General features: G+C 49.5%; 8 protein-coding genes. All 8 read left to right on the forward strand.

Annotation, left to right across the window (positions count from 1 at the left end; translation table 11 throughout):
* Positions 1–212 precede the first annotated feature (212 nt).
* Positions 213–1,622: an ABC transporter substrate-binding protein gene (locus BBG47_RS02490; RefSeq protein ID WP_065290385.1), complete on the forward strand. Its 1,410-nt coding sequence runs from the start codon at positions 213–215 to the stop codon at positions 1,620–1,622.
* Between the two features lie 88 nt (positions 1,623–1,710).
* Positions 1,711–4,629, forward strand: a complete 2,919-nt coding sequence (locus BBG47_RS02495; RefSeq protein ID WP_175400466.1) for an extracellular solute-binding protein — start codon at positions 1,711–1,713, stop codon at positions 4,627–4,629.
* Positions 4,630–4,632: 3 nt separating this feature from the next.
* A complete protein-coding gene (locus tag BBG47_RS02500) occupies positions 4,633–5,598 on the forward strand; it encodes a carbohydrate ABC transporter permease (protein ID WP_065290386.1) in 966 nt (321 codons plus the stop codon).
* Positions 5,599–5,709: 111 nt separating this feature from the next.
* Positions 5,710–6,489, forward strand: a complete 780-nt coding sequence (locus BBG47_RS02505) for an ABC transporter permease subunit (protein ID WP_368072424.1) — start codon at positions 5,710–5,712, stop codon at positions 6,487–6,489.
* A gap of 16 nt (positions 6,490–6,505) precedes the next feature.
* The gene (locus BBG47_RS02510) at positions 6,506–8,617 is read left to right on the forward strand and encodes a YIP1 family protein (RefSeq protein WP_083189044.1); all 2,112 of its coding nucleotides are present in this window, start codon (positions 6,506–6,508) and stop codon (positions 8,615–8,617) included.
* Between the two features lie 4 nt (positions 8,618–8,621).
* Positions 8,622–11,270, forward strand: a complete 2,649-nt coding sequence (locus tag BBG47_RS02515) for a DUF5696 domain-containing protein (RefSeq protein ID WP_139070663.1) — start codon at positions 8,622–8,624, stop codon at positions 11,268–11,270.
* Complete coding sequence (locus BBG47_RS02520; protein WP_368072425.1) at positions 11,267–12,085, forward strand: ABC transporter permease subunit; 819 nt, start codon at positions 11,267–11,269, stop codon at positions 12,083–12,085. Before BBG47_RS02515 ends, BBG47_RS02520 begins: the two co-directional genes overlap by 4 nt.
* 111 nt (positions 12,086–12,196) lie before the next feature.
* Positions 12,197–13,177, forward strand: a complete 981-nt coding sequence (locus tag BBG47_RS02525) for a carbohydrate ABC transporter permease (protein ID WP_083189045.1) — start codon at positions 12,197–12,199, stop codon at positions 13,175–13,177.
* Positions 13,178–13,209: the final 32 nt, after the last annotated feature.

Consider the following 13,209-nt stretch of genomic DNA (forward strand, 5'->3'; position numbering starts at 1 on the left):
AAGCCGACTACTGTGAACAATATTCAAAATGCTTCCAGAGATAAAAGCATATAATGTGAATAACCTTAAGGGGGATACATCCAAAATTTATAGACATTATGGATGATCATTCTAAATAGAGAGAAGCTGTTAGGGATGAATCAAGGCTAGCGGTTATTGTCTATCGCTATCTAGCAGATGAATAGGGGTCATAATAAGCAGGGGGGAAACCAATGAAACCTAAAATGAAAGCGTTCGCAATTATGCTTGTTGCACTAACGATGCTACTCGTCACCGCTTGCTCGGGCTCTGGGGGGAATACAGCTCAGTCGCCGCAGGAACAGCCCAAAACAGAGGCTCCGAAGGAAGAACCAAAAAAAGAGGAACCAAAGGAAGAACCCAAGTCAGAGAAAAAGGAGCTGCCCGCGTTTGATATGGGTGGAGAGCCAGTACGATTCCTGACATGGGGCAAAGGGCTAGAGGAAGGCAAATCAAATGCTGAAGATATTCGCTATAAGCGGATGAAAGAAATAGAGAAGAAATACAATACGAAAATTGAATGGATTACCGTGCCGTGGGGCGAAGGAGCAGAGAAGATTGCACAAGGCGCACTATCGGGAGAAGCGCCGGCGGACTTTGTTATCCTCGATTTATATTTGGCTTTTCCTAACTTGCCGAACAAAGGCTATTTGCTGCCGGTAGACGATTTATTCGACTATAACGATCCGAAATGGCCGAAGCGAATTAAGGAGTTCTCCTCGTTTGCAGGCAAATCCTACGGGATCTTGGAAGATTCGGGAGCAGGAGCAGGCATATTCTTCAATCGCTCCATGCTGAAGCGCGAAGGTCTGGAAGATCCGCAAGAGCTTGCGAAGAAGGGCGAGTGGACATGGGATAAATATTTGGAAATGGCCAAGAAAGCAACGAAGGATACGAATGGAGACGGTGCAACCGATCAATGGGGAATTGTATCCTACGCGCCGGTGCAAGCCCGTCAAGCGGTGTACTCGAATGCAGGAAGCATTATTGATTACAAGGACGGCAAGCTGCAATTTACACTCGGTGAGCCGAATGCAATGGAAGCGCTCCGATTCCTAGGCGATTTATACACGACACACAAGGTGGCAATGCCGAACCGCAATGGCAACTTCGAAGATTACAACGAATCGCAGAAGGTGTTCAACAGCGGGAAAGCACTATTCGTGCCGGGAGAGATCTGGGAAGGCTCTACACGCCAAGATATGACGGATGAATATGGATTTGTATATTATCCGAAAGGGCCGAAGGCAACCGATTATGCGAACCCGATTACAAACTTCACGATGTGGTTCATGCCGGCTAACGTGAAGAAGGCCAAAGAGAAAGCGCAAATCTTTGAAGACATGGTGCCATGGGATCATTTAGAAGAATTCCGGATGGAGGGCTTCGAGAGTTCGCTGCAAAGCCCAGAGGATGTGGAGATTGCTCAGGCGCTGGCAGAGAAGGTTCAACCACTCTATTACGACAATATCGGCGACCTCGGCAAGAAATACACCGAAGCGGTTCTAGCTTTTGTCAAAGGAAAGGATACACCGGAATCCGCTATTGAGAAGATAAAGAAATCGTCCCAAGAGCAGATTGATACCATAATGAACAAAAAATAGTTGTGCGGTTATTCATCCCCCGCTGCCTCACAGCGGGGGTTTTATGTTGGTACCGTTAGAAGATTGGAGAGAGAAAGGAGAGACCGTCGTGGGCAAACACATGGACTCAACATGGAAGCGGCGAATCAGCATGATGCTGGGAGTCGCAGTTGCCGCAGGGGTCATTTGGACAGGAGCAGCCCTGTTCTCGAATGACTCGCGGAGCTCAACAATTGAACCAGCGTTAGCAAGCGGTGCAGTAAAGCCGCTAAGTGTTTCTTCGGACTCCAATCCGAAAGGGCTGCTTCGTTATGAGTCGTACCAGAAGAAAGTGGGGAATCCATCTGCAATCGCATCGCAGCCGATTGAACTCTTAGCGAGCGAATTGGATCATTCGCTAAGCGAGGGAAGTCCTATAGAGTCGTCGTACGAGGGCTCAACAGGACAAGTGATTCGCAGTGGGGAGATGGGGACGTTCGGCTGGACGTTTCATGTGGAGGAAGATGGATGGTACGATGTGAAGCTTCGTTATTCTCCTGTGAGTGGAACAGGATCTCCAATCGAGAGAGAACTGCGGGTGGACGGAAATATTCCATTTGCAGAAGCGGAACGGATGCTGTATCCGCGAATTTGGGGCAATGAGAGAGAGGACATCGAACGTGACAGCAACGATAACGATATAAGACCGCGCCAAGTCGAACAGCCTGGTTGGACGGAACGAAGCTTGAATGACGCAGAGGGATATTATGCCGATACACTTGCCATTTATTTGGCGAAGGGGAAGCATACACTTCAATTTATCGGAATAAGAGAACCGATGATGGTAGAGCGCGTGACATTGGAACCGCGTGTAGCCAAGTCATATGCAGACATAGAGAAGGAGTATGCAGAGAAAGGCTATCAACAGGCAGACGATGCACTGATTAAAGTACAAGGAGAGTCGGCCTACCATAAGTCAAGCCCATCGCTATATCCGATTAATGATCGCTCTGGCCCGGATGTAGAGCCCTATGATGCATCCCGCATTCGCATGAATGCCATTGGAGGCGACCATTGGAAGGCACCCGGGCAATGGATCGCATGGAATGTAGAGGTGCCTGCGGATGGATTATATGAGATTGGATTCAAATACAAGCAGGATTTAGCTCGTGGCCTTAAGGTGACACGCAAGCTGATGGTTGATGGCGAGCTTCCATTTGCCGAAGCGGCAAAGATTACGTTTCCACCGAGCACTTCATGGGATGTGAAGGCAGCAGGCGATGAGCGCACAGGGAAGCCCTATTTGTTCTATCTGACGAAAGGACAGCATGAGCTGCGGCTGGAAGTAACGATGGGCGATCTCGCAGATATGGTTCGCATCGTGAAGGACAGCATTCAAGAGCTGAACGGATTGTATCGCAAAATTATAATGATTACGGGCACTGCTCCAGATCAATTCCGCGATTACCCGCTTGAGGATTTGATCCCGACGATGGCGGATACGTTCCTTGCGCAGAGCAAGCAATTGTCGCTTGTTGCGGATGAGATGGATCGTCTAGCAGGGGGAGCTAGTGTAAATGCAACAGTACTTCGAACGACAAGCTATCGCTTGCAGGATCTCGGCGAGCATCCAGAAACGATTACATCCCGGCTGACCAGCTTCAAAGATGGCATCATGTCGCTAGGAACGTGGATGCTTAGTGTGAACACGCAGCCGCTAACGCTTGATTATCTGTTTGTAAGCTCGCCGAAGACGGCATTGCCTGAAGCGGGAGCAGGATTGTGGGCATCCGTGAAGCATGAATTAACGTCGTTCTGGTATTCCTTCACAGATGATTACAATCTGGGAGGCGGCGGGAAGAAGACGGACATTACGGTATGGGTAGCTGGCGGACGCGATCAGGCACAGTTGATCCGAACCTTAATTGACAGTTATTTCACGCCGGAGACCGGCATTCAAGTTGACCTGCAGCTTGTCGGGGAGAATGTGCTGCTTCCTGCAACACTTGCAGGCAAAGGGCCGGACGTGGCGATTGCAACTGCCAACGTGATTGACTTTGCGATGCGAAATGCGCTAGAGGATTTGAGCCAATATCCGAATTTCCAAGAGGTATATGGACGATTCCGTGACAGTGCATTTGCGAGCTTCAAGTTCAAGGACGGTGTATTTGCCATTCCTGAAACGCAGTTGTTCCCGATGCTGTTCTATCGCAAGGATGTACTTAGCGAGCTGGGCATGAAGGTGCCGGATACCTGGGAAGAAATGATGTCGCTCGTGCCGGAGCTGCAGAAGCGAAATATGCAAATCGGACTAATGCCGAATCCGACCTTCGATACACTCCTCTATCAATTGGGCGGCAGCTATTACGAAGGTGATGGCATTGCAGCTGCGATTGGCAAGCCGGAAGGAATGGAGGCATTCCGTCACTGGACAGAGCTGTATACTCATTACAAACTGCCGCGTGAATTCGAGTTTGTGAATCGCTTCCGAACGGGGGAGATACCGCTTGGCATTGCAGACTACACGACATTCAATACCTTAGCTGTATTTGCTCCCGAGATTCGTGGGGAATGGGGGTTCGCTCCAATTCCGGGTGTTAAGGGAACAGACGGTGTTGTACATCGGGAAAGTCTGTCGTCAGCAACGGGCTCTGTCATGTTCAAGAAGGCCAAGAATAAAGAAGCGGCTTGGAAGTTCATGAGCTGGTGGACGAATGCGGATACGCAATCATCCTTCGGAAGAGAGATGGAGTCTATACTCGGCGAATCTGGCCGATATACGGCAGCTAATGTTGAGGCTTTGAAGCGGCTGCCATGGTCTGCGAAGGAAGTGGCGACACTGAATGAACAGTGGAAATGGATTGTTGGGAAGCCTGCGGTTCCGGGTTCTTACTCCTTCGATCGCCACTTGCAGAATGCATTCTTCGAGGTATTCAATAACGGAACGGATGTACGGGAGACGCTAGAAGAATATGTGCGCATTATTAATCAGGAATTGACCATTAAGCGCAAAGAATTCAATTTGCCAATCCGAGAGGGGGAGCAATAGCCGATGGAAGTGAATCGACCTGTTCTTCCAGCATCTGCGAAGTCGGTGCAGCCTGCCTCTAAGCTGCGAATGCGCCTGAATCATAAATTGGCCGAAGTGCGGCGCAATCGAACATTATATGCAATGATCGCGCCGTATTTCCTTATTTTCTTTACTTTTACGGTCTTGCCGGTAGTGTTGTCGCTCATTATTAGCTTTACAAATTTCAACATGCTGGAACTTCCAAAATGGGTAGGCTGGCAAAATTATGCCCGGTTGTTCGTCCAGGATGATGTGTTCCTCATTGCCCTGAAAAATACGCTGATGTTCGCAGTAATTACTGGCCCCGTCAGTTATATTGCCTGTTTTGTACTGGCTTGGATTATCAATGAATTGTCGCCGAAGGTGCGTACATTCGCTACCCTCGTGTTCTATGCTCCAGCGCTATCCGGCAATGCGTTCATCGTCTGGACACTGTTGTTCAGCGGCGATGCTTACGGGTATATCAACGCTTTCCTCATGAAGTGGCGCATCATTCTGGAGCCGATTCTCTGGCTAAAAGATACGAAGTATATTATGCCGATCATTATTATCGTACAGCTATGGTTAAGCTTAGGCACCAGCTTCCTTGCCTTCATTGCGGGCTTGCAGGGCATGGATAAGAGTTTATATGAAGCGGGGGCTATCGATGGGGTGAAGAATCGATGGCAGGAGCTATGGTACATTACACTGCCTTCTATGAGACCCCAGCTGCTGTTCGGTGCAGTCATCCAGATTACCTCATCATTCGCTGTGGCAGAAGTGGCGACGACGCTCGCCGGATTCCCAAGCGTGCAGTATGCAGGGCATACGATCGTAACTCACTTAATGGATTTCGGATCGCTCCGCTATGAGATGGGCTATGCTTCCTCCATTGGCACGGTACTGTTCGGGATTATGCTTGGCTCGAACTTGATTGTGCAGAAGCTGCTGCGGAAGGTGGGGGATTAGGATGGGACGTATATTTCGATGGAAACTGCGCATCGGACGCAAGGTGAATCGTTCTCGTACCGGTGATGTGTTTCTGTTCTTATTCTTGAGCTGCATTGGCGTTTTTAGGCGATGCCGCTTGTATTCGTCATCAATAATGCGTTCAAGCCAATCAATGAAATTTTGCAATTTCCACCTAACTTCTTTGTTCGCAACCCTACGTTCAATAACTTCGTGGATTTATTTCATCTCATGTCGGGCACATGGGTGCCCTTTTCCAGATACATTTTCAATACGCTGTTCATCGCATTTGTCGGTACTGCTCTTCATGTCATTATTGCCTCACTGGCGGCATACCCGCTTGCGAAGAAGAAGTTCCCCGGAAAGGGGATTCTGTTCACGGTTGTCGTCTTGTCCTTGATGTTCTCTGCGACCGTAACGCAAATTACGAACTACATGACGATGTCATGGCTTGGTTTGGTTGATACGTATTGGGCCATTATTTTGCCGGCGGTTGGCTCCTCGCTCGGCTTGTACTTAATGAAGCAGTTCATGGAGCAGGTGCCGGATGCGCTGCTGGAAGCAGCTCAGCTGGACGGATGCTCGGAGTGGAGAATCTTCTGGAGCATTGTTATGCCAATCGTGAAGCCGGCATGGCTGACTTTGATTATTTTCTCCTTCCAAGGATTGTGGAATGTAGGGGGAGCCGGCGGGGCCGGTTCACTGTTTCTGTACAGTGAGACGCTCAAGACATTGGATTATGCATTCAGCCAAATCTTAGCGGGAGGCATTATCCGCACAGGGCCATCAATGGCAGCAACGCTCATTCTCATCTCTGTTCCAATCACGATCTTCATCATTACACAGAGCAATGTGCTGCAGACGATGTCGACGTCCGGCATGAAAGAGTAAGCCAAGGAGGGAGCGTATGTTATTACATCAACCCAACCAAACATTGCCGTCCCGCCTTGTGCAGGCGGGATATCGAATCGTGCTTGCCTTCGTCATCTGCGCCATGCTGGGAATTTCTCTGTTCGATGCCACAGCATCTGCGGCTCCCTATGAAGGCTACAACTATGGGTATGACGGCAAGCCGATCAAGACGCCGCTTCCATATGAACCTTCGCGGAGCTGGACGGGTGAAGCGCTTGGCGTTGGCGCATTGAATTCGCCGGAGGATATGACTATTGGCCCTGATGGGACGATGTATGTTCTCGATACGGGCAATAACCGATTGATCGCATTGAACGACAAGCTGAAGCCCAAGTGGGTTGTAAGCAAGTTCACGAACCAAGGGATAACAGATACGTTCGAACGCCCGCAAGGCCTCTTCGTGACGGAAGACAATCGCATCTATGTGGCGGATACCGGCAAGGCGAGAATCGTGGAGCTGACACCGGAGGGGAAATTCGTACGTGCACTTGGAACGCCGAAGTCGGATATGATACGGGCAGATCTGCAGTATGTTCCGATTAAGCTGGTCGTTGACCGAACGAAACGATTTTATGTCGTGAGCAAGGGCGTATTTGACGGCATTATGGAGTTGTCGCCTGAAGGGGAATTCAATGGATTTATTGGCGTGAACCCTGTTCTGTATAACCCGATTGAGCTGTTCTGGAAGCAGTTTGCGACGAAGGAGCAGCGCAAGCAGATGGCACTGTTCATCCCAGTCGAGTTCAATAATATATCACTTGATGATGAAGGCTTCATGTACGTAACCACTGCCGATGAGATGTCTACCGAGCCCGTTCGCCGCCTGAATCCTTCTGGGGTAGATGTATTGAAGCGCAAGGGCTACGAAAAACCGATGGGTGATCTGTACTTCAGCAACAGTGCCACAATGGGCGGATTCTCCACCTTAATTGCGGTTACTGCTGATAAGTTCGGCATGTATAGTGTGCTCGACAATAAGCGCGGCCGTATTTTTACGTATGACAAGGAAGGCAAGCTGCTGTACATCTTCGGGCAGAATGGCGATAAGTTCGGCCAATTCAAGGCTCCAATTGACTTGGAGATGTCAGGGGATAAGGTACTTATTCTTGATAAAGGATCGAATCAGATTATTGTGTTCGAGCCAACTCGATATGGACGCGTCTTGCGCAAGGCGGTTGAATTGACGGAGGTTGGCAATGAGGCAGAAGCCGAGGCCGCGTGGGAAGAAGCATTGAAGCTGAACAATAACTTGGATATGGCGCATGTTGGCCTTGGCAAGGCGAAGCTGCGAGCTGGCGAATCTGAGAAAGCCATTCATGAATTTCGCCAGGGGATGCGCCCAGACTATTACTCGCGTGCATTCAAGAGTTATCGCAAGCAGTTGATCTGGGATCAATTCGGGCTCATCGCGACCTTGTGCATTGTGCTCGTTGTTGGCCTGATTATCGGGAATCGGATGTTGAAGGACAGACTTGCTTCTGAACCAGGTAAGATTCGATTTGCTTGGAAGCTGATGTTCAGGCCATTCAAGTCCTTCTGGGAATTGAAATATGAACAGGCAGGTCATTGGGGTTTTTCTCTGCTTTTGCTTCTCATCTTCATTATTTTATCAGTTATTAAGCGGCAATTTACCGGGTTTATTATTTTTCAGAGCTTGGAGACACAGTTCAGTATATGGATGGAAGTCCAGGTTGCCGTTATTCCATTCTTCCTCTGGTGTATTGCGAATTGGTCATTGACTACGTTAATGGATGGAGAGGGCAAGTTCAAGGAGATTGTAACTGCAACGGGTTACGCGCTTATGCCGTTAATTGTCATGCAAATTCCACTATTGATTCTATCCAACATCATGACGCAAGAGGAAACCTCGTTCTACTACTTGCTGGAATCGATCAGCTATATATGGTGCGCCCTGCTCTTGTTCGTCGGCATGCTGACAGTGCATCAATATACGGCATCGAAGACAGTTGTCACGATGGGCCTGACCTTCGTCGTTATCGGGATCATCCTGTTCCTCGGTCTGTTAGCATTCAGCTTGGGGCAGCAAATGATAATGTTCGTATCCACCGTATATCAAGAAATCTTATTCCGGATCGGAGAGGGGTGACGACTTGAAAATCTCATTACGCAAGTCTCGTGATTCTGGAACTGTCGCACCCACACGGCGACGGAAGTGGAAATGGAGAACCATAGGCATAGCTGGGGCGATTATGGCTGTGCTGCTGCTCCTGTTCGTTCTGTTCCAACCAAGAAGCCTGCCGCGCACGGGAGATGCAGCGATGCCGGACTTCGGTGTATCCACATCGCCAGGAGCGATCAAGGGAACGGTTGCGCTGGCATCGAATGCCCAGTTGTCTGCAGCCCGGCAACAGGTAGCTGGCCTGGAACGAGTGGCAGCAACAGATGTCCTGGAATTGTACGTGAACAAAAGCACGGCAGAAGCTGCCGTCGTCGATCTGCGAAGCAATGCGGTGTGGTGGACGAATCCACAGGATCGAGACTCGGACGGTATGGCCAGCCCGTTAATCAAGGGCAAGCTTGGCGCCCAACTGTCGCTTACCTACTTAATGCCGAATGGACAGACGAAGGATTATGACAGCTTCAATGACAGTGTTGTCCATAAGACCTTCACCATCCAATCGGAGTCGGACGGCATGACCGTCGTCTATGAATTTGGTAATCCGGAACGCGGCGCAGAAGCGATTCCACTCAAGATTAGCAAGCAGCGGCTGGAAGAGAAAATATTGAATAAGCTCGACCAGAAGGATCGGAATCAGATGTTGACCCGCTTCCGTCTAAATGAGGATACGGGGATCTATGAACGTAGGGAGATTCCGAAGTCAGCGCTCAAGAAAGTGCTTGATCTGATTGAGAAGGCTGGATATACCGAAGAGGATCTGAAGTCCGACAATGAGCAGAACGGTGTTATTGAAGGAGAGGGCGGAGGCAGTGCATCCTTTACGGTGCCGCTTCGCTACAAGCTTGATGGGGAGCACCTGCTGGTGAGTGTGGATGCCTCGGCAATCAAGGCGCAGCCCCCATACCGGCTGCATACCCTCGATGTTCTATCCTCCTTCGGTGCGGCGGGTAAGAAGGAGAATGGCTATTTGTTCGTGCCGGATGGTTCGGGCTCACTTATTCATTTCAATAATGGCAAGAACTACGCGCAAGGCTTAGTCCTTCCTGTATATGGCGAGGATCCAAGCTTCTTCAAGACAGAGCAGTTGAATACGTATGAGACGGTTCGTATGCCTATTTACGGCATGAAGAGGGACACGAGCTCTTTTCTAGCGGTCATCGAGGACGGAGATGCGATGTCGACCCTTTATGCAGATGTCAGTGGAAGGCAGCATGAATATAACTGGATTGGCCCCCAGTTCACCGTATTGCCGAAGGACAAAGTGATGCTGAATGCCAGGGAGGAGCTTATTAAGACGCCTGCAGAGCCATACGCAGGACAGCTGCAAATTCGCTACATGTTCCAGAATCGCGAAGAGGCAGGATATTCGGGGATGGCGAATGCATACCGGGATTATTTGATGCGCAAATACCAGCTGAAGCCGCTGCGCGAACAGGCTGATAAGGCTGTTAAGCCAGCGGATGCGCCATTTTACGTAGAGGCGATCGGTTCGATTTCTAAAGTAAAGACCTTCTTGGGCGTTTCTTATGATTCGCCAGTGCCGCTCACCACATTCGATGAAGCCGGTCAGATGGTGGAGGAGCTTGCAGCTAGGGGAGTCTCCAATATTCAGATGAATTATGCCGGATGGATGAACGGAGGCATTCAGCATAAGCTGCCGAACAACGTGAAGGCGGTTCGTGAGCTGGGTGGAAGAGATGGACTGAACCGGCTGCGTGAACAGCTGCAGGCCCGAGGGGGAACCTTGTATCCGGAGTTCTCGCTTGGACGCGTATACAATGATGATGGGTGGAACGCAACCAAGGACAGCGTACAATCGCTTGGCCGAATCTCGTTGAAGTTCTTCCGATTCAACGCAGCTAATTTCAAGAAAAATTACGAAGCATTCTCCCATTCATTATTGTCGCCAGCGTTGTACCCAACCGTCATGAGCCGTTACTTGGCGCATGCAGAGCTGCCAGCGGATGATGGTGTCTCTATTCAGGATTCAGGAAGCGAGATCTATTCCAACTTCAATCTGAATGAACCCATATTGCGTCAGAAGTCGATTGCCTTCGTCAGCAAGGCGCTGAAGCAAGCGGCGGATCGGGGCAAGGTCATGCTGCAAGGCGGCAATGCGTATGTGCTTCCTTATGCGAGCCAGATTGTCCGCGCACCGATGCAGAGCAACAGATTTCAGATAACGGACGAGATGATTCCTTTCTATTCGATGGTTATGCATGGCTTGATTCCTTATGCAGGTGAAGCATTTAACGGGGTGGAGAATCAGGATGTGAACAGGCGGATGCTGCAAGCGGTAGAGACAGGTTCTAATGTATTCTTCAGCTGGCTTGCGGCGAGTACAGAACAGCTCCGCGATACGATGTGGGATGACTTCTTCGCCGCAGAGTATTCGCAATGGCTCGACGAAGCAGCTTCTGCGTACCGGCAGTTGAATGAGCTGCACCATAAGGTTGGCGATGCATTCATGATCAAGCATGAGCGCCTGGCGGATGAGGTAGTGCAGACAACTTACAGCAATGGTGTGCGCGTCATCGTCAACTACGGCAATGCGCCTGTTGAGGTAGGCGGAGCGGCGGTGGAAGCGGCCAACTATCGCATTGAGGAGGGGAGCAAGTGAAGCTGTCGATTGGAAAACGAAGAAGACCCTCGCTTGAACGAAAGAAGGCGATGTTTGGCTGGCTTTTTATCGCACCATGGTTGATCGGATTTTTGCTCCTCATGGCTGTTCCGCTCGTACGATCGCTGCTCTTCAGCATAAGCCATTTGAGTCTGACAGAGACGGGCTACAAGCTGTCATCTGTTGGATTTGAAAATTATACAAAAGCATTCACCGTTGATCCCAACTTCAATCGGCTCTTGATTGAAGCGACAATGAACATGCTAGCGAATGTGCCGCTAATTATCTTTTTTAGCTTATTTTCAGCAGTGCTGCTCTCTCAGAAGTTCCGCGGGAGAATGCTTGCCCGTGCAATCTTCTTCCTGCCGGTCGTGCTTGCTTCCGGTGTTATTCAGGGCATAGACAGCTCGAACTATCTTGCCCAGATGCTAGGGGATGTTGCATCAAGCGTAGAGGGCAATTTCTCAGGACTTCGCAGTATGGGACTGCGTTCTTTGCTGATAGAGATGGGGATGAGCGGCGATATCGTATTTTATCTGACTAGCGCTGTTGATCGCATCTATTACATTGTAGCGGCGTCGGGTGTGCAGATATTGATATTTTTAGCTGGGCTGCAGTCCATATCGCCTTCCTTGTATGAGGCTTCCAAGATTGAAGGAGCAACGGGCTATGAAGCATTTTGGAAGATTACATTCCCGATGATGTCGCCGCTTATTTTGACAAATACGGTCTATACGGTCGTAGATTCGTTCACGAATAATGGAGTTACAGGTTATATTCATCGGATGGCGTTTAGGGAGAATAACTTGGCTTAAGCTCAGCGATGTCTTGGGCATATTTCCTTATCGTATCTATTATGCTCGGAGCGTGTGTCTACTTTATTTCCAAACGGGTCTTCTATTATGACTGAGAAAGGGGAGAGAAGCATGTCATCTATCGCAAGACAAAAGGCAGACGCAATAGGTCGACGTATGGAACGATGGAATGCGGAAGTTCGTCCCCTTGACCAGATGAAGAAGTGGCTGTGGATTTGTGCGCGAACCTTGCTTATCGTTGGGATCTGCTACATCATCCTGTACCCGCTCATTACGAAGCTGTCCATGGCGATTCGGGATCGGATGGATTTGTTTGATACGACGATCGTATGGATTCCGCGTCATATTACATGGGACAATTTCAAGACGGCATTTGATATGCTGGAATATCCCGCCGCGTTCTGGAATTCTACGATGCTGAGTCTAGGGACTTCCGTTCTGCAAATGGTCTCCTGCGCCTTAGCCGGATACGGCTTCGCGCGGCTGAAATTTAGGGGAAGGGGCATTCTGTTCACGTTAGTAGTGTTCACGATTGTCATCCCGCCGCAGACCATTATGATCCCGACGTATTTGAATTATCGATTCTTCGATATATTTGGTCTCTATGAGCTGTTCACAGGCAAGCAAGGGGTTAACTTGCTGGAAAGCTATTGGCCGTTCTTTATTTCCTCTACATTAGCAATGGGGATGAAAAACGGGTTGTTCATTTTTATTTTCCGTCAATTTTTCCGCGGCCTGCCGAAGGAGTTAGAGGAAGCCGCTTATGTTGATGGAACAGGGGTTATCGGTACGTTCTGGAGAGTCATTATTCCGAATACCGTGCCGGCAATCGTAACGGTGCTGCTGTTCTCAATCGTCTGGCAGTGGAATGACAACTACTATGTCTCTCTATATATGAATTATACGCAGGTGCTGTCCTCGACGCTTGCCAGCATGCCAGGGGCATTAGGGCGGATTACGACAGATCCTTCCTATATTTCGCAGCTTATGAATACAGGAGCACTGCTTGTCATGATGCCAATGATCATTTTGTATGTATTTGCCCAGAAGTATTTTGTTGAGAGTGTTGAGCGTACGGGGCTTGTCGGATAGTATTACAAACCATACCTTTTCCGCAGCACGAG

Source organism: Paenibacillus sp. KS1, assembly GCF_001680695.1.
In the GTDB taxonomy this organism is placed as follows: domain Bacteria; phylum Bacillota; class Bacilli; order Paenibacillales; family Paenibacillaceae; genus Paenibacillus_B; species Paenibacillus_B suaedae.